Source organism: Coralloluteibacterium stylophorae (assembly GCF_018122625.2).
Taxonomy (GTDB): domain Bacteria; phylum Pseudomonadota; class Gammaproteobacteria; order Xanthomonadales; family Xanthomonadaceae; genus Coralloluteibacterium; species Coralloluteibacterium stylophorae.
The window spans coordinates 150,437-167,181 of record NZ_JAGQFT020000004.1 but is presented as its reverse complement, the minus strand read 5'-3'; the positions used below and the strand labels follow the sequence as shown (position 1 = coordinate 167,181).

General features: G+C 72.9%; 15 protein-coding genes. 11 read left to right on the top strand and 4 right to left on the bottom strand.

Translation table 11 applies throughout. The features are described from left to right. The first annotated feature begins 68 nt into the window (after positions 1–68). Together KB893_RS07490 and KB893_RS07485 are read left to right on the top strand one after the other, a co-directional pair. Positions 69–491 carry a hypothetical protein gene (locus tag KB893_RS07490; protein WP_211925826.1) on the top strand — a complete coding sequence of 141 codons (423 nt, stop codon included), beginning with the start codon at positions 69–71 and terminating at the stop codon, positions 489–491. Between the two features lie 21 nt (positions 492–512). Further along, the gene (locus KB893_RS07485; protein WP_211925827.1) at positions 513–1,598 is read left to right on the top strand and encodes a DUF2235 domain-containing protein; all 1,086 of its coding nucleotides are present in this window, start codon (positions 513–515) and stop codon (positions 1,596–1,598) included. Positions 1,599–1,607: 9 nt separating this feature from the next. Here the strand turns inward: KB893_RS07485 and KB893_RS07480 are convergent, their stop codons facing one another. From KB893_RS07480 to KB893_RS07470, 3 genes are all read right to left on the bottom strand, one after another. After that, positions 1,608–1,976 (bottom strand): cupin domain-containing protein, encoded by a 369-nt coding sequence (locus KB893_RS07480; protein WP_211925828.1) that lies wholly within the window; start codon positions 1,974–1,976, stop codon positions 1,608–1,610. 66 nt (positions 1,977–2,042) lie between these two features. Continuing rightward, complete coding sequence (locus KB893_RS07475) at positions 2,043–2,720, bottom strand: Fe2+-dependent dioxygenase (protein WP_211925829.1); 678 nt, start codon at positions 2,718–2,720, stop codon at positions 2,043–2,045. 69 nt (positions 2,721–2,789) lie between these two features. Next, positions 2,790–5,093 (bottom strand): catecholate siderophore receptor Fiu, encoded by a 2,304-nt coding sequence (locus tag KB893_RS07470; protein ID WP_213173592.1) that lies wholly within the window; start codon positions 5,091–5,093, stop codon positions 2,790–2,792. 307 nt (positions 5,094–5,400) lie between these two features. On the opposite strand from KB893_RS07470, the gene KB893_RS07465 reads away from it, so the two are divergent. Beyond that, the gene (locus tag KB893_RS07465; RefSeq protein WP_211925308.1) at positions 5,401–5,949 is read left to right on the top strand and encodes a hypothetical protein; all 549 of its coding nucleotides are present in this window, start codon (positions 5,401–5,403) and stop codon (positions 5,947–5,949) included. 18 nt (positions 5,950–5,967) lie between these two features. Here the strand turns inward: KB893_RS07465 and KB893_RS07460 are convergent, their stop codons facing one another. Next, entirely contained in the window at positions 5,968–7,272 is a 1,305-nt protein-coding gene (locus KB893_RS07460; RefSeq protein ID WP_211925309.1) for a cation:proton antiporter, read from the bottom strand. A 160-nt stretch (positions 7,273–7,432) separates the two neighbouring features. Between KB893_RS07460 and KB893_RS07455 the strand changes: the two genes are divergently transcribed. From KB893_RS07455 to KB893_RS07420, 8 genes are all read left to right on the top strand, one after another. Then, complete coding sequence (locus KB893_RS07455) at positions 7,433–8,641, top strand: zinc-dependent alcohol dehydrogenase (protein ID WP_246505495.1); 1,209 nt, start codon at positions 7,433–7,435, stop codon at positions 8,639–8,641. A 10-nt stretch (positions 8,642–8,651) separates the two neighbouring features. After that, positions 8,652–9,191: a hypothetical protein gene (locus KB893_RS07450; protein WP_211925310.1), complete on the top strand. Its 540-nt coding sequence runs from the start codon at positions 8,652–8,654 to the stop codon at positions 9,189–9,191. Positions 9,192–9,307: 116 nt separating this feature from the next. Then, the gene (locus KB893_RS07445) at positions 9,308–11,209 is read left to right on the top strand and encodes an ABC transporter ATP-binding protein (protein ID WP_211925311.1); all 1,902 of its coding nucleotides are present in this window, start codon (positions 9,308–9,310) and stop codon (positions 11,207–11,209) included. Beyond that, positions 11,206–12,255, top strand: coding sequence for a sulfate ABC transporter substrate-binding protein (locus tag KB893_RS07440; protein ID WP_211925312.1), 1,050 nt, complete (start codon positions 11,206–11,208; stop codon positions 12,253–12,255). The genes KB893_RS07445 and KB893_RS07440 overlap by 4 nt, the downstream gene beginning before the upstream one ends. Then, positions 12,252–13,124, top strand: coding sequence for a sulfate ABC transporter permease subunit CysT (gene cysT / locus KB893_RS07435; protein ID WP_338026897.1), 873 nt, complete (start codon positions 12,252–12,254; stop codon positions 13,122–13,124). The genes KB893_RS07440 and cysT overlap by 4 nt, the downstream gene beginning before the upstream one ends. Beyond that, positions 13,121–13,966, top strand: coding sequence for a sulfate ABC transporter permease subunit CysW (cysW, locus tag KB893_RS07430; RefSeq protein ID WP_211925313.1), 846 nt, complete (start codon positions 13,121–13,123; stop codon positions 13,964–13,966). The genes cysT and cysW overlap by 4 nt, the downstream gene beginning before the upstream one ends. Continuing rightward, positions 13,963–16,008 carry a sensor histidine kinase gene (locus KB893_RS07425; protein ID WP_211925314.1) on the top strand — a complete coding sequence of 682 codons (2,046 nt, stop codon included), beginning with the start codon at positions 13,963–13,965 and terminating at the stop codon, positions 16,006–16,008. The genes cysW and KB893_RS07425 overlap by 4 nt, the downstream gene beginning before the upstream one ends. Continuing rightward, positions 16,008–16,691: a response regulator transcription factor gene (locus KB893_RS07420; protein WP_211925315.1), complete on the top strand. Its 684-nt coding sequence runs from the start codon at positions 16,008–16,010 to the stop codon at positions 16,689–16,691. Before KB893_RS07425 ends, KB893_RS07420 begins: the two co-directional genes overlap by 1 nt. Positions 16,692–16,745: the final 54 nt, after the last annotated feature.

Sequence of the window (16,745 nt, the reverse complement as noted above, 5' to 3'; positions counted from 1 at the left end):
GGACGGCGCCGCGGCCGCGGTGGCGTCGTCCTATAACGGGCGCCAGGTCGGGACGGGACGAGGCGCTCATGCAGGCGGACGCGGGCTCGGGCGGGATGGTGGCGGTCGGCGTGCTGGCGCTGCTGTGGAACCTGCTCGGGCTGGTCATGCTCGCGTTGCAGCTGAGCATGTCGCCGGCCGCACTGGCGGCGCTGCCGCCGGAACAGCGCGAGGTCTACGCGGCGACGCCGGGCTGGGTCGAGCTCGCCTTCGCCGTGGCCGTGCTCGGCGGGCTGGCCGGCTCGCTCGGCCTGCTGCTGCGCCGGCGCTGGGCGCTGGCGGGGTTCGCGGTGTCGCTGGCCGGCCTCGTGGTGCAGATCGGTGGCGCCTATGCGATGACCCCCGCCTGGACCGCCTACGGTCCGGCCGGGCTGATCATGCCCGCCGTGCTGCTGGTGGTCGCGGCGCTGCTGCTGGGCTATGCGCGGCGCGTGCGGGCGCGGCTGCGCTGACCGCGGCGTCCGGCCACGACGATGAAACGGCTGGCGATCTTCTGCGACGGAACCTGGAACAGCGCCGACCAGGCGCACGAGGGCGTGCCGTGCCCGACCAACGTGGTGAAGCTGGCCTTCCGCGTGGCCAAGCGCGATGCCGGCATGCCGCAGGTCGTCCACTACGGGCAGGGCGTGGGCACCGGCAACAGCGTCGACCGCCTCACCGGCGGCGCCTTCGGCGACGGCCTCATCGACAACATCCATGCCGCCTATCGTTTCCTGGTCGCCAACTACGAGCCCGGCGACGAGCTGTACTTCTTCGGCTTCAGCCGTGGCGCCTTCACCGCCCGCAGCCTGGTCGGGATGATCCGCAAGTGCGGGATCCTGGAGCGCGGCGCGGTCGGCCGCTATGCCGACGCGACCGCGCTCTATCGCAGCGACGCCGGCCCGGACGACGCCGATCCGCTCGAGTTCCGGCGCAGCTGCGCGATCGGGGGCACCGGTCCGGTCGCGGTGAAGTTCATCGGCGTCTGGGACACGGTCGGCGCGCTCGGCATCCCGCTGCGCGGCCTGCGCGGGCTGACCCGCGGCGACTACGCCTTCCACGACGTCGAGCTCAGCGGCATCGTCGAGCACGCCTACCAGGCGCTGGCGATCGACGAGCGTCGCGCGCCGTTCGAGGCCGCGCGCTGGGCCTACAAGCCCAAGCCCGGCCAGACCGTGCAGCAGATGTGGTTCTGCGGCGCGCACAGCGACGTCGGCGGCGGCTATCCGAAGGACGAGTGGGGGCTGTCGGACCTCGCGCTGGAGTGGATGCTGGGCAAGGCGCGGGCGGTCGGGCTGGAGCTGGACGCGGCGGCCACGGCGGCGTATCCGGCGCGCCCGGATCCGACCGCCACGCTGCACGATTCGCGCACCGGCATGTACCGGCTCACGCCCGGCATCGACCGCGTCATCGGCCTGGCGGCGCAGCCCAGGCGCCAGCCCGACCGCGATTCCACCGAACCCGACCCGACCCAGGACCTGCACCCGAGCGTGCGTGCGCGCTGGGATGCGATGCCCGGCTACCGGCCGAAGAACCTGCGCGACTACTTCCGCCGCATCGGCGACCCGCGCGGCGGCTAGGCGGCGCGGTCAGTCCTGCTGCGGGCGGCGGTAGACGATGAAGATCACCAGGTCGTCGGCGCCGCGCTGGCGCAGTCCGTGGGTGCCGCCTGCGCGGGTGAGGATCGCGGTGCCGGGGCCGACGACGCGGGTGCGGTCCTCGGTGGTCAGCTCGCCCTCGCCGCTGAGCACGTAGTAGATCTCGTCCTTGTCGTTGCGGTGCACGCCGATGCTCGCCCCCGGGTGCAGGGCGCGCTTGCGGAAGACCAGGTCGAAACCGGGCGCGTCGGCGAAGAAGGGATAGGCGGTGGTGGTGCCGTCGCCCTCGTGCGGGCCGGGCTGTTCGATCGCGATCGCGGTCTCGCTCTCGACCACGTGCAGGGGCAGGTCGGAATCCATGGCGGCAGGCCGTGGCGGTGGGATGACACCGGTGTACCACAGCGCCGCGGCCGGCGCAGGCGCCGCTCAGGTCTCGGCCCACTGCCGCAGGAGGTTGTGATAGACGCCGGTCAGGCGCAGCAGGGCGTCGCGGTCGGCGCCGCTGGCGGTCAGCGCCTGGATCGCGGCGTCGAGCTCGAACAGCATCTGCCGCCGTGCGTCGTCGCGGACCAGGCTCTGCACCCAGAAGAACGCCGCCAGCCGCGCGCCGCGGGTCACCGGCTCGACCCGGTGCAGGCTGCTGGAGGGATACACCACCAGGTCGCCGGCCGGCAGCTTGACCTCGTGCTCGCCGTAGGTGTCGTGGACGATCAGCGCGCCGCCGTCGTACTCGTCCGGATCGGCCAGGAACAGGGTGCAGGACACGTCGCTGCGCAGCTGCCGGCCGTCGGCCGTGGCCATGACCGCGCCATCGACGTGGAAACCGTAGTGCCCACCGCCCTCGTAGCGGTTGAAGCGCGGCGGCAGGGTCCGCGCGGGCAGGGCGGCGGCATGGTAGAGCGGGCTGCGCGCGAGCGCGGCGAGCACGTGCGCGCCCAGCTCCCGGCGCACCGCCGAGTCCTCCGGCAGCTGCAGGTTGCGCTTGACCTGCGCGCCCTGGGCGCCGACGGTCTCGCGGCCGTCGGTCCAGTCGGCCCGGGCCAGCGCGTGGCGGAACCGGTCCAGCTCCTCGCGGCCCAGGATCCCGGGGATGTGCAGCAGCATCGTCGGTCTCCGGATGCGACGACGCCCCGCCGCGGCGGGGCGTGCCGGTGCGGCGCGCGCCGCGGTGGATCAGAAGTGGATGTTCGCCGTCAGCAGCGCCGAGCGCGGCTGCCCCGGCGTGTAACGGTAGCCGCTCTTGTTGATCGCGGCGACGTAGTCCTCGTCGAAGAGGTTGTCGACGTTCAAGCGCAGCTCGAGGTTGGGGTTGAACGCATAGCTGGCCACGGCGTCGAACACCCAGTAGTCCTCGGTGTAGGCGGGCGTACCGACCGCGCCGTCGGAGCCGCGCTTCATCTCGCCGGAGTAGCGCGCGCCGCCGCCGATGGTGAAGCCGTTGGCGAAGGCGTAGGTGGTCCACGCGGTGAAGGCGCGGTCCGGCGTGTAGGTGAGGTCGCTGGATCCGTCCGCGGTGACGTCGGCGCCTTCGACCACCTCGGTGTCCATCACCGTGAAGCCGGCCGACACCGACCATGCCTCGGTGATCCTGCCGACCGCGCCCAGCTCGACGCCGCGCACGCGCTTCTCGCCGTTCTGGTAGTAGGTGAGGTCGATCGGGTCCTGCACGATCTCGTTGGTGACGCGGGTGTCGTAGAGCGCGGCGGTCAGCAGCAGGTCGTCGCCGGAGAGGTTCCACTTGGTGCCGATCTCGGCGGTCTTGGCCTTCTGCGGATCGAACACGGGATTGTTGAGGTTGTTGGCGGACGAGCTGAGCTCGAGGCTGCTGCCGCCGGGCGGCTGCTGCGAGATGGCGTAGTTGGCGTAGATGCTGCCGTTGGCCGCCGGCTTGTAGAGCGCGCCCAGCTTCCAGTTGAACAGCGTGTCGTCGTCCTCGGCATCGACGCCGGGGACGATGCTGCCTGCCGGCAGGTCGCCGCAGGGCGGCGCGCCGCGGCCGCCGCAGACCACGCTGCTGGCGTATTCGGTCTCGTAGCGGTCGACGCGCACGCCGCCGTTGACTTCCCAGCGCTCGCTGAAGGTCAGGGTGTCGAACAGGTAGAGCGCGGCGGTGCGGGTCTCGCCCTCGCTGCCGGCGCCGTTGCGGCTCCATTCCAGGCCGGTGACGTCCGGGTCCGGATCGTAGAGGTTCGCGTCCGGCCAGGCGCTGCCGTTGAGGGCGGACTGGCCATGCGTCTCGAGCTCCTCGCGGGTCAGCTCCAGGCCGGTGCTGATGTCGTGCCGGATGCCGCCGGCATCCACGTGCACGCTCAGGTTGGTCTGGTTGGTGAGGATGGTGTTGGTCTGGTCCTTGTACGTCGGCAGGTTGCGGGTGATCGTCCAGGTCGAGGGATCCGCGAGGTCCGGCGTCACCAGGTTGCCGGCGCCGCCCATGAAGGCGGTCAGCATGTAGTCCTGCTCGTTGCGGCCCCAGCGCGTGGTGTTGCGCAGCCAGGCGTCGTCGGAGAAGGCGTGCTCGACGCGCACGGTCGCCATGTCGGCGGTGACGTCGTCGTGGTCGGCGGTGGTGCCGTAGAAGTTCTCCTCGTCCACGCGCGGCGCGGTGCCGATCTCCGGGCGCAGCGGATCCGGGGTCGAATAGCCGGGCAGGCCGATGGTCGGCACGCCGCCGTCGGGCACGTTGTCCTGGTCGACGTGGAGCAGGTTGAGGTAGACCTGGGTCGCGCCGTCGAGGCCGAAGGCGAGCGAGGGCGCGACGCCCCAGCGCGCGTTCTCCACCTCGTCGCGGCCGGGTACGCCGCTGTCCTGGGCGACGAGGTTGAGGCGGAACGCGGCGCCCGCGTTGAGCGTCTTGTTGAAGTCGGCGGCGACGCGCCTCTCGTCGTCGGTGCCGACCGAGAGCAGGGCCTGGCTGGCATCGCGCAGGAACGGCTGCTTGGTCACCAGGTTGATCGCGCCGGTGGGGGCGGTGCGGCCGTAGTCGGTGCCGGCCGGGCCCTTGGCCACCTCGACCTGCTCGAGATTGAACACGTCGCGCGAGATCGACCCGGCGTCGCGCACGCCGTCGACGTAGATGCTGCTGGACGAATCGAAGCCGCGCATGTAGATCGCGTCGCCGGTCGTCGTGTTGCCGTTCTCGCCGACGTAGAAGGTGCCGACGCCGGGGCTGTTGCGCAGCGCCTCGGTGAGCGTGGTCGCCCCCTGCTCGTTGAACAGGTCCTTGCCGATCACGCTGATGGTCTGGGTGGTGTCGAGCAGCGGCTGGCTGAACTTCGGCGAGTCGACCTCCTCCGCGCCGTAGAGCTTGACCCGCTCGCCGCGGACCTCGACCTGGTCGAGCCGTGCCGCGCGGCTGCCGTCGGCGGCGTCGGCCTCGGCGGCGACGCCCGGCGCGGCGATGGCCAGGCCGGTGAGGAGGGTGGCGGCGCCGAGGGTGGGCGCGGCGAGGGCGTGCTTGCGGCTCTTGATGTAGGCCATGGAAGGTGGTCCTGGGCAAGGGAAAGGCGTCTCCGCGCGCGCGGACGCGGCGGACCGGTGGCCTCGGAGCTGAGCGGATGCGTGGCGGAGGCGCCCTGGGTGTCCACGTCGTGGCCATTCCCGCGCGCAGCGCCGTGGCCGTTCCCCACGCGGACGCCGGGGCCGGCGGATTCTGCGACTAACGAGAAGCATTCGCAACAATGGTGGCGTGCCGGGCTATCGTCCCGTCGCTTCGGCACGCATCGCGCTGCACTCACCCGGGCCGCGCACACTGCGCAGGGGTCGAATCCAATCCCGCGGGACCGCCGTGGACGCGACCGCCTTCAACATCCTGCTGGCCTGCATCGGCGCCGCCCTGCTGCTGTTCGCGTTCGTCGCGCGCCCGCTCAAGCACGCGGCCACGCTGCCGGTGGTGGCCTTCGTCGTCGGCATCGCGCTCGGCCCGGCCGGGCTCGACCTGGTCACGCTGCCGCCGGGTGAGCGCGGCGACGGCATCCTCGAACAGCTCGCGCGCGTGTCGCTGGCGGTGGCGCTGATCGGCGCCGCCCTGCGCTTCGACCGCGGGCGGCTGCGTGCGCTGGCGGTCCTGCTGCTCCGGCGGCCGCTGCCGCTGTGGCCGCTACTGGGCGCGGTCCGCGGTGCGCGGGCGCCGCGCGAGCGCGCCTTCCTGGGCTGGTTCGGGCCCATGGGCGTGTCGTCGATGTTCTACGTGCTGCTCGCGATGCGGCACCTGCACGACCGTCGGGTGATGGCGATCGGCTCGCTCGCGATCACCGCTTCGGTGTTCGCGCACGGGCTCAGCAGCGGAGTGCTCACCCGCCGCTACGCCCGCGCGGAGGCGGGAGCCGGCGGCTGAGCGGCGCGGCGCCCCTGCTCAGGAATCGGATTCGCTGATCCGGCGCGGCTCCGCATGGCGGTCGCCGCGACGGCGACCGTCGCGGGCGCTGTCGAGCAGGTTCATCACCGGCGTGGCGGCCGCGCCGTGCAGCAGGATCGACATCAGCACCACGAAGCCGACCGTCGCCCACATCTCCTCGCGGCCGGTGAAGGCGGCATGGTTGAAGGCGAAGGCGAGGTAGTAGAAGGAGCCCACGCCGCGCACGCCGAAGGCGCTGATCGCCAGCCGCTCGCGCCAGTTGGCGCGCGAGCCGAGCAGCGACAGCAGTCCCGACAGCGGCCGCACCAGCAGCACGAAGACCACGCCGAACAGCGCCGCCTGCCAGCTCAGCGCATCGAGCAGCCCGCGCGCGAGTGCGCCGCCGAACAGCAGCAGCAGCGCGGTCATCAGGAGCCGCTCGCACTGCTGGGCGAACAGGTCGAGCGTCTCGTGGTAGGTGTGGTTGCGCTCGTACTGGCGGATGGCGACCGCTGCCACGAACACCGCCAGGAAGCCGTAGCCGCCGACGAGTTCGGCGAGGCCGTAGACGCAGAGGGTGATCGCCACCGCGACGAAGCCCTCCTGGGTCCGGGTCAGCGTGCCCTCGCGCCCGACCCGGAAGATCAGGACCATCAGCAGGTAGCCCACGCCATAGCCGACCAGTGCGCCGGCGGCCGTGCGGTAGAGCAGGTCCAGCGTCAGCCACTCCAGGAACCAGCCCATCCCGCTCCAGCCCGGGTCGCCGGTGGCGGCGGCCGCGATCGCCAGGGCGAGCCAGGTGAAGGGAAAGCCCAGGCCGTCGTTGAGCCCGGCCTCGGAGGTCAGGCCGAAGCGCACCCGGTCCTCCTCGCCCTTGCCGGGCGGGCCGACCTGCACGTCGGCGGCGAGCACCGGATCGGTCGGCGCCAGCACCGCCGCCAGCAGCATCGCCGAGGCCGCGCCGAGGCCGACCAGGACGTGGCCGAGCAATGCGGCGACCGCGATCGTCAGCGGCATGGCGATGCCGAGCAGGCGCCAGGTGATGCCCCAGCGGCGCAGCCCGGGCGGCGTGTCCAGGCGCAGGCCGGCGCCGACGAGCGCGATCAGGATCACCAGCTCGGTGAGCCGCTCGGTGAGCACCCGGTTGCGGACCGGATCGGGGTCCGGCAGCGGGATCGGCAGCTGGTAGAGCAGCCAGCCCATCGCCACGTAGACGATCGGAAACGACAGCATCCGCCGGCGCAGCAGGTGCGGCAGCCATGCCGCGCCGAGCAGCATCAATCCGACCAGCAGCAGGACCGTCTTGTAGGGATCGAGGCTCATCCGATGCACGGCGCCAGGGGCGCGGCGAACGACTGCGGCCACCTTATGCACGGGCGCGCGCACGGCCGCGTGCATGCACCGGCACGACATCCGCTTCACCGCCGTTTCATCGCCTCCGCGGAGAGTCCGGACTCCCCGCCCGCGCATCCCGAAGCCGCCCATGCGGCCGGTGCTGCGCCGTCCCAAGGAGCTGGCCGGCATGAAGGCGCTCTGCTACCACGGCAAGCACGACATCCGCTACGACACGGTGCCGGATCCGGTCATCGAGGATCCGCGCGACGCCATCATCAAGGTCTCCAGCTGCGCGATCTGCGGCTCCGACCTGCACCTCTACGACGGCTTCATGCCGGGCATGAAGAGCGGCGACATCCTCGGCCACGAATTCATGGGCGAGGTCGTCGAGGTCGGCTCCGGCAACCGCCGGCTCAAGGTCGGCGAACGCGTGGTGATCCCCTTCACCATCATCTGCGGCGAGTGCGAGCAGTGCCGGCGCGGCAACTACTCGGTGTGCGAGCGCTCCAACCGCAACAAGGACGTGGCCGACAAGGTCTTCGGCCACACCACCGCCGGGCTCTTCGGCTACACCCACCTCACCGGCGGCTACGCCGGCGGTCAGGCCGAGTACGTGCGCGTGCCCTATGCCGACGCCAGCGCGGTGAAGGTGCCGGACGGACTGACCGACGAGCAGGTGCTGTTCCTCGGCGACATCTTCCCGACCGGCTGGCAGGCGGCGGCGCAGTGCGAGATCGAGCCGACCGATACCGTCGCCGTGTGGGGCGCGGGGCCGGTCGGACAGTTCGCGGTGCGGGCCGCGGTGATGATCGGCGCCAGGCAGGTGGCCTGCATCGACAACGTGCCCGAGCGCCTGGCGATGGCCGAGGCCGGCGGCGCGATCACCATCGACTTCGACCATGAGAGCGTGGTCGAGCGCCTGCAGGAACTGACCCGCGGCAAGGGCCCGGAGAAGTGCATCGACGCGGTGGGGCTGGAGTCGCACGCCACCCGCTCGATCGACAGCGTCTACGACCGCATCAAGCAGGCGATGATGCTCGAGACCGACCGCCCGCACGTGCTGCGCGAGATGATCTACGTCTGCCGGCCCGCGGGCGTGCTCTCCATCCCGGGCGTCTACGGCGGCCTGCTCGACAAGATCCCGTTCGGCGCGGCGATGAACAAGGGGCTGACCTTCCGCATGGGCCAGACCCACGTGAACCGCTGGACCGACGACCTGCTGCGCCGCATCCAGGAGGGCGAGATCGATCCGTCCTTCGTCATCACCCACACCATGGGACTGGAGGCGGGGCCGGAGATGTACAGGACCTTCCGCGACAAGCACGACAGCTGCATCAAGGTCGTGCTCAAGCCCTAGAGGCGCCGCCATGAAAGCCAACCTCGCCACTTTCAAGCCGCGCGGCGACAACACCCGCGCGCTGGCCAACGGCCTCGGCTGGTTCAGCATCGGCCTGGGGCTCGCCGAACTCGCGGCGCCGGGCTGGTTCGCACGCTCGCTCGGCGTGCGCGGCGGCGAGGCGCTGGTGCGCGCCTGCGGCGCCCGCGAGGTCGCCACCGGCATCGGCATCCTCTGCGCGCAGCGGAAGCGGCCCTGGGTGCAGGCGCGCATCGCCGGCGACGCGCTCGACATCGGCACCCTCGGCGCGAGCCTGGGCCCCGACAACCCGCAGCGCGGGCAGGCCGCGGTCGCGCTGGCCGCGGTGGCCGGCGTCGCCGCGCTCGACCTGGTCTGCGCCGAGGCGCTGCGCACCGAGGCCATCGACGCCGCGGTGCCGCGCCGCGACTACAGCGCGCGCAGCGGCTACGGCCGGCCGCTCGGGCAGGTGCGCGGCATCGCCCGCGAGGCGGCCGGCGTGCGCCGCAGGGCCTGGCCGGGGGAGGCCCTGCCGGGCCCGGTGCCGGGCTGAACGCCCCGGTGCGGTGCTGCGCCGGACGCATGCCGTAACCGCTGCGTCACCGCGCCACGACTGACCGCGTGACCGCAACGGGGGATGCTGGCCCATCCTCCCGCAGATGGCTGGCGATGTCGCTGGACGTGCTCCACCTCAGCAAGCGTTACGCAGATCGCGCGATCGTGCACGACGTCAGCTTCCGCGTGGACGACGGCGAACTGGTGGCCCTGCTCGGGCCCAGCGGCAGCGGCAAGAGCACCATCCTGCGCGCGATCGCCGGACTGGTCGCGGTCGATGCCGGCGGAGTGGTGGTCGACGGCCGCGATGTGACGGCGCTGCCCCCGCAGGCGCGCGACCTGGGCTTCGTGTTCCAGAACTACGCGCTGTTCGAGCACCTGAGCGTGGCCGACAACGTCGAGTTCGCGCTGCGCGTGCGTGGCGTCGCCCGTCTGCGCCGGCGGCAGCGTCGCGACGAGCTCCTCGACCTGGTCGGCCTGGGTGGCAGCGGACGCAAGTTTCCCGCCCAGCTCTCGGGCGGGCAGCGCCAGCGCACCGCGCTCGCCCGTGCCCTGGCGCACCAGCCCCGCCTGCTGCTGTTGGACGAACCATTCGGGGCCCTGGATGCGCGGATCCGTCAGGACCTCAGGCAGGGGTTGCGCGAACTGCTCAAGCGCCTCGGCACGACCGCAGTGTTCGTCACCCACGACCAGGAGGAGGCCTTCGCTGTCGCCGACCGGATCATGGTGCTGCACCGGGGCCGCCTGCTGGAGCAGGGCAGCCCGGAGCGGCTGTACCGCACGCCGCGCAGCGAGTTCGTCGCGGGCTTCGTCGGGCGCGCCAACCTGCTGCCCGGCGAACTGACCGCGCGCGGCGTGCGTGTGCGCCTCGACGGCGAGCCGGCGAGCGCAGATGCGATCCCGCGCCGGGTGAAGGTGCTGCTGCGGCCGGAGGACCTCTGGCTGGACGAGCCCGGCCGCGCGCCCGATCTCTCGCCGGGCCAGCTGGTATGTGCGGCCCGGGTGGAGCGCGTCGAGTATCTCGGCGCCAGCGAACGCGTCTACCTCGACATCGGCGGCGCCGTGCCCGGCCAAGGGCAGGCGCCGCGGCACCGTATCGAGGCCCTGCGCTCGGCCGAGGAGAGCGGCCTGCTGCCGCTGCAGCCCGGCGATCCGGTGGTGGTGGCGGCCAAGGCGCTGCACCCGGTGTCGCAGCCGGACCTGCGGGTGCTGGTAATGGCCGGTGCGAGTGCGGCAGGTCGCACGCTGGTCGAGACCCTGCTCGGGTGGGGCGAGCACAGCCATGTCCAGCTCACGCTGCTGGGAGGCGTGGTCGGCGACGGTCTCCTGCGCCAGCGGCTCGACCACTACCGGCAGGCGTTCGGCGGCGACCTCAAGCTCGTCGACAGCGAGGGCCTCGGGCTCGATGTCTGGAGCGCGGCGGCCGCCCACCTCGACGGCGAGCGCTATGACCTGCTGGTGATCGCCCCGGACCTCGCCGACGCCGATGCGCTGCTGCCGCTGCTGCGTCGACACGACCTGCGCCACGTCCTGCTGGCCGGGCTGCGCGGTGCGCCGCTGAGCGACGGTGGGCGCTGGACCGTGCTGCTGCGCGCGTTCGGCGGTGCGCAGCCGGACCTCGAGCTGCCCGCGGAAGTCGCCGAGCGTGCGAACGCCGAGATCCAGGTGCGGGACCTGTACGACCGGCCGGCGGGCCCGGGCACGCCGGCGCCGCCGTGGCGCGAGGCGCTGTCGCTGCGCCGCGTGCCTTTCTCGGTCCAGTCCGACATCGATGGGGTCGAGGCCGGCTGCGCCCCCTTCGACGACGAGTCGGAGCTCGTGATCCTGGATCTCGGCTCGCGCGCCGGCCTCGGCCGGCGCCAGCGCAGCTGGATCCATGCCCTGGCCGGGCGCTGGAGCTGGCTCCTGGTGCAGCCGGACGAGTTCGACCTTGGGCTCGGTTCCGCCGCGGCGTTCGCGGAGGCGCGCCTGCACCCGCTCACCGATCCAGAAGCCTCCCGGAGAACGCCTGCATGACACAAATCCTTCCCCCGGCGCGATGCGCTGTCGCGGCGGTCCTCATCGTCCTCGCTGGCGGTGGCTGCGGCGGCCAGCCGCAACCACCGGCGACGGATTCCAGCGCGGGCGCCGACGCGATGCTCAACGTCAGCTACGACCCGACGCGCGAGTTCTACGCCGACTTCAATGCCGACTTTGCCAGCGCGTGGCGGAACGAACACGGCACCGTCCCCACGATCCGGATGTCGCACGGCGGCTCGGGAAAGCAGGCGCGGTCGGTCATTGACGGCCTCAAGGCCGATGTCGTCACCCTGGCGCTGGCACCCGACGTCGAGGCGCTGGTCGAGCGCGGCCTGATCGATCCAGGCTGGCAAGCGGAATTCCCCGACAACAGCGCGCCCTATACCTCGACCGTGGTGTTCGTGGTCCGGCGCGGCAACCCGAAGGACGTCCGCGACTGGCCGGACCTGGTCCGCGACGGCGTCGCCGTGGTCACGCCCAATCCGAAGACCTCCGGCGGCGCGCGCTGGAACTACCTGGCAGCCTGGGGTTCGGTGCTGCGCCGAGGGGGCGACGACGCGGCCGCCGAGGCGTTCATGGCGCGCCTGTTCCGCTCGGTTCCGGTGCTGGACACCGGCGCGCGCGGCGCCACCACCACCTTCGTGCAGCGCGGCATCGGCGACGTCCTCCTGGCCTGGGAGAACGAGGCGCTGCTGATCCTGGAGGAGTTCGGCGATGCGCAGTACGAGATCGTCCGTCCTCCACTGAGCATCCTCGCCGAACCCACGGTGGCGATCGTCGACCGGGTCGTCGAGCAGCGCGGCAGCACCGCGCTGGCCCACGCCTACCTCGACCACCTGTACACGCCGCAGGGGCAGGAGCTGGCGGCCCGGCACCATTTCCGTCCGCGCGATCCGCAGGTGCTCGCGCGCCACGCGGACGACTTCCCCGCCGTCGAGCTGTTCACCGTGGATGCGCTGTTCGGCGGCTGGAGCGCGGCGCAGGCGGAGCATTTCGACGACGGCGGCCGCTTCGACGCCATCTTCGCCGCGCGTGCGCCGTGACGACGGTCGCGGCGACCGGCTTCTGGAGGCGGCAGCGACCGCGCCAGCGGCAGGCGCTGCATCCGGGTTTCCGGCTCACGCTGGGGATCACCGCGGCCTGGCTGGGGCTGGTCGTGCTGCTGCCGGTAGCGGCGGTGCTGGTCCGCGTCGCCGGGCTCGATCCGGCGGAGGTATGGCGGGTGGCGACCAGCCCGCGCGCACTGGCCGCCTACCGGCTCAGTTTCGGGCTGTCGCTGGCGGCAGCGCTGGCGAACCTGGTGCTCGGCACGCTGACCGCGTGGGTGCTGGTGCGCTATCGCTTCCCGGGCCGACGGCTGCTGGACGGGATGATCGATCTGCCCTTCGCCCTGCCCACCGCCGTGGCCGGCATCGCCCTGGCCACGCTGTATGCGCCGGGCGGCTGGCTGGGCCGGCCGCTGGCGGCGCTCGGGCTGGATGTGGCGTTCACCCCGCTCGGCATCCTGGTGGCATTGATCTTCGTCGGCCTCCCGTTCGTGGTGCGCACGGTCCAGCCCGTCCTGTACGACCTCGATGCCTCCCTGGAGGAGGCTGCGGCGTCGCTCGGAGCGACCCGGCTACAGGTGCTGCGCTGGGTGGTGCTGCGCCACGTGCTGCCGGCGGCACTCACCGGATTCACGCTGTCGTTCTCGCGCGCCATCGGCGAGTACGGGTCGGTGATCTTCATCGCCGGCAACATCCCCTACGTGTCGGAGATCGCGCCGCTGCTGATCGTGGTGCACCTGGAGCAGTTCGACTACGTCGGCGCGAGCGTGATCGCCGTGGCGATGCTGCTGATCTCCTTCGCCATGCTCCTGGCGATCAACCTGGTCCAGCGCTGGAGCGGGCGCCGGGAACGGGCGCACGCATGAGCCCGGGCAGCGACGCCGCAGCGCTGCAGGACCCGCCGTGGCTGCGGCGCCTGCTCATCGGCGTGGTGGTGCTGTTCCTCGTCGCGTTCCTGGCGGTGCCGGTGGTCGTGGTGTTCCGCGAGGCCTTCGCCGGCGGCTGGCGCGCCTTCTTCGCTGCCCTGGACGATGCCGACAGCCGCTCCGCCATCCGCCTCACGCTGCTGGTCGCCGCGATCGTGGTGCCGCTCAACGTCGTGTTCGGCCTCGCCGCCGGCTGGGCATTGACCCGCTTCCGCTTCCGCGGCAAGAGCGTCCTGGTGACCCTGATCGACCTGCCCTTCTCGATATCGCCGGTGGTCGCCGGGCTGCTGCTGGTGCTGCTGTTCGGTGCGCAGGGCTGGTTCACGCCGCTGCTCGGGGCGATCGACGTGCAGGTGGTGTTCGCGGTGCCGGGCATCGTGCTGGCGACGCTGTTCGTGACCTTCCCCTTCGTCGCGCGCGAGCTGGTGGCGTTCATGCAGGAGCAGTCGCTCGACCCGGAGCTCGCGGCGTTCACCCTCGGTGCCGGCGGCTGGGCGACGTTCTGGCACATCACCCTGCCGTCGATCCGCTGGAGCCTGCTGTACGGGGTCCTGCTGTGCAATGCGCGGGCGATGGGCGAGTTCGGCGCGGTCTCGGTGGTGTCCGGGCACATCCGCGGGCTGACCAACACCATGCCGCTGCACGTGGAGGTGCTCTACGACCAGTACGATTTCGCCGCCGCCTTCGCCGTCGCGTCGCTGCTGGCCCTGCTCGGGCTGGTGACGCTGGTGGCCAAGGGCTGGATCGAATACGTGCAGGAGCGGGGACGGACCGCGGGATGAGGACACGGGGCACGAGGCGCCTGGGCCGCCTGTTGCTGGCCAGCCACGTCGGGCTGGCGCTGCTCCTGTGCGCGCTGCTGCTGGCCACCGGCGCCGGCACCATCCGCGCCGCGCTGCAGGACCGCGCGCGCGCCCAGGTGGTGCAGGCGGCGGCCGAGGGGCTGGCGCGGCTGGAGGACCAGCGCCGCGACCTGCGCGTCGTGGCGCTGCTGCTGTCGGAGCGGCCGACCCTGCAGCGCTACCTGCGGCAGGACCGGCGCGGCGAGGCGGCGGCCTTCGTCGAGACCTTCCGCCGCAGCGCCGGCGTCGATGCGATCCGGGTCGAGCGCGGCGGCGAGGTGTACGCGGCGGCGGGCGCGGCCCTGCCGCCGGACATGGATGTCGCCGGCCTGCACGGCACCGGCGACGGCGGCTTCTGGCTGCTGCAGCCGCAGGCGATGGAGGGGCCGGCGGACGCGCGCGTGGTGGTGGCGCGGCGGCTCGGAAGCGACGCCCTGGGCGCCCTCGGCGACGGCGGCGCCGTGCAGGTGGCGCTGGTCGATCCGCAGGCGGCACCGGCCGGCGACGACCCGCTGCGCCGCAGCTATCGCCACGTGCAGGCGACCGCGCGCGCGGAGACCGCCGCCTCGCGGGCGCAGGACATCCTGCGCATCGAGCCGGTGCGCGCGGCGGGCGGCGGCGTCGAGGCACTGGTGGTGGCCTCGCGCGCGCACCGGGCGGTGGTGGCCGAGGGCATGCGCTGGCTGGTCGCGTTCGCCGTCGGCAGCCTGCTGGTGACCCTCGCCGCCGCGCTCGCGGCGGTGTGGCTGGCGCGGCGCATCGCGGCGCCCTTCGCGCAGGTGGCGGCCAGCGCGGAGCGGCTCGGCGCCGGCGATCTCGCCACCGCGGTGCCGGTGCCGGCCGCGGACCTGGCCGAGCCGCAGGCGCTTTCGCGCAGCCTGGAATCGATGCGCCTGCAGCTGCGTGCGGCCACCGCCACCGAGCGCGCCCAGCGCGAGGAGCTGGACTCCGTGCTGGAGAGCGTCGGCGACGGCATCGTCGCCATCGCCGAGGACGACACCATCCAGTACGCCAACCGCCCGTTTCTGGCCCTGGTCGGTCGCGAGGCCGCCGACGTGCTGGGCCAGGCCTACCCGCGGGTGCTGCCGCCGGCCGCGGATGCGGCCGGGGCAGGCGCCGGCGGCCGGCGCGACCCCTTTGTCGAGGCGCGTCGGCTGGGCCTGGCGCAGGCGCGCTGCCGCTACGCGGTGGACGGCCGGGTGCGCTCGTTCGTGGTCCGCAGCACCGCGCCGCCGGGCGGGCGGCAGGTCGCCATCCTGCGCGAGGAGACCGGCGCGGAGGCGGCGCAGTCGATGCGCGACGCGATCCTGGCCAACCTGTCGCACGAGTTCCAGACCCCGCTCGCGGCGCAGACCGCGGCGGTGGAGATGCTGCGCGAGCACGTGCGCGAGGGCGGCGATGCGGTCGCCGCGCGCCTGGCCGATGCGCTGTACCGCAGCGTGCTGCGGCTGTCGCAGCTGGTCGAGAACCTGCTCGACAGCGTGCGCCTGGACAGCGGCGAGATGCGGCTGCGGCGCGAGGACGTGGACCTGCCGGCGCTGGTGGGCGAGGCGGTCGAGCTGATGCGGCCGCTGCTCGAACAGCGCGACCAGCAGGTCCAGCTCGACCTGCCGGCGGCCACGCGGCGCCTGGTCGGCGACCGCCAGCGCCTGTTCCAGGTGGTGGTGAACCTGCTCGCCAACGCCAACAAGTTCGCCCCCGACCAGAGCACGATCCGCGTCGAGCTGGTCTGGGGCGCGGACGAGGTCGCGCTGTGGGTCGAGGACGAAGGGCAGGGCCTGCCGCCGCTGCGCGACCGCGCCGACCTGTTCGCGCCGTTCCGGCGCGCGCCGGAGCAGGAGCCCTCGCAGCGCGGGACCGGCCTAGGCCTGGCGATCGTGCGCGCCATGGTCGAGCGCCACCGCGGTGCGGTGGTCCTGGCCGAGCCGCGCCGGGGGCGCGGCGCCCGCATCGGCATCGCGCTGCCGCTGGAGCCGGCCTGATGCGCATCCTGGTGGTCGACGACGACGTCGAGCTGGCGGCGCTGCTGCAGTTCGCGCTGGCCGGGGCGGGCTACGAGGTGGTCACCGCCTTCGACGGCGACGCGGCGCTCGCCTGCTTCGAGCGGCACCGGCCGGACCTGGTGGTGCTGGACGTCAACCTGCCGGGCCGCGACGGGTTCGAGGTGCTCGAGGCGCTGCGCCGGGACAGCGACGTGCCGGTGATGATGCTGACCGTGCGCGCGGCCGAGGAGGACGAGGTGCGCGGTCTCGACCTCGGCGCCGACGACTACCTGCGCAAGCCGTTCAGTCCGCGCGCGCTGCGCGCCCGGGTGCGCGCGCTGCTGCGCCGCGCCGCCGAGGACGCGGCGGATCCGGTGCTGCGGGCGGGCGACCTGGTCGTCGACGGCAGCCGCAGCGAGATGCACCTCGGCGACGGCGAGCGCGCCCGCCTGTCGACCCTGGAACTGCGCCTGCTGCGCCTGTTGCTGGGGCATGGCGGGCGGCCGGTGGACCCGGAGCGGGTGATCGGTTTCGTCTGGTCCGACCGCGCCGCCGCCGACCGCGACGCGCTCAAGCAGCTGGTGCACCGCCTGCGGCGCAAGCTCGTGCGCATCGGCGGCGCGGGGGAGTGGATCGAATACGTGGCCAACGCCGGCTACGCGTTCTCGCGCCCGGAGCCCTGAGCGCCGTCGACGCCGACGGTTGCTACCATCGCCGGTCGCACCGTCTTCCGTGAG

Coding starts and splice junctions, on each gene's coding strand:
- KB893_RS07490 (WP_211925826.1), top strand. CDS start 69: ATGCAGGCGGACGCGGGCTCGGGCGGGATGGTGGCGGTCGGCGTGCTG.
- KB893_RS07485 (WP_211925827.1), top strand. CDS start 513: ATGAAACGGCTGGCGATCTTCTGCGACGGAACCTGGAACAGCGCCGAC.
- KB893_RS07480 (WP_211925828.1), bottom strand. CDS start 1,976: ATGGATTCCGACCTGCCCCTGCACGTGGTCGAGAGCGAGACCGCGATC.
- KB893_RS07475 (WP_211925829.1), bottom strand. CDS start 2,720: ATGCTGCTGCACATCCCCGGGATCCTGGGCCGCGAGGAGCTGGACCGG.
- KB893_RS07470 (WP_213173592.1), bottom strand. CDS start 5,093: ATGGCCTACATCAAGAGCCGCAAGCACGCCCTCGCCGCGCCCACCCTC.
- KB893_RS07460 (WP_211925309.1), bottom strand. CDS start 7,272: ATGAGCCTCGATCCCTACAAGACGGTCCTGCTGCTGGTCGGATTGATG.
- KB893_RS07455 (WP_246505495.1), top strand. CDS start 7,433: ATGCGGCCGGTGCTGCGCCGTCCCAAGGAGCTGGCCGGCATGAAGGCG.
- KB893_RS07450 (WP_211925310.1), top strand. CDS start 8,652: ATGAAAGCCAACCTCGCCACTTTCAAGCCGCGCGGCGACAACACCCGC.
- KB893_RS07445 (WP_211925311.1), top strand. CDS start 9,308: ATGTCGCTGGACGTGCTCCACCTCAGCAAGCGTTACGCAGATCGCGCG.
- KB893_RS07440 (WP_211925312.1), top strand. CDS start 11,206: ATGACACAAATCCTTCCCCCGGCGCGATGCGCTGTCGCGGCGGTCCTC.
- cysW (WP_211925313.1), top strand. CDS start 13,121: ATGAGCCCGGGCAGCGACGCCGCAGCGCTGCAGGACCCGCCGTGGCTG.
- KB893_RS07425 (WP_211925314.1), top strand. CDS start 13,963: ATGAGGACACGGGGCACGAGGCGCCTGGGCCGCCTGTTGCTGGCCAGC.
- KB893_RS07420 (WP_211925315.1), top strand. CDS start 16,008: ATGCGCATCCTGGTGGTCGACGACGACGTCGAGCTGGCGGCGCTGCTG.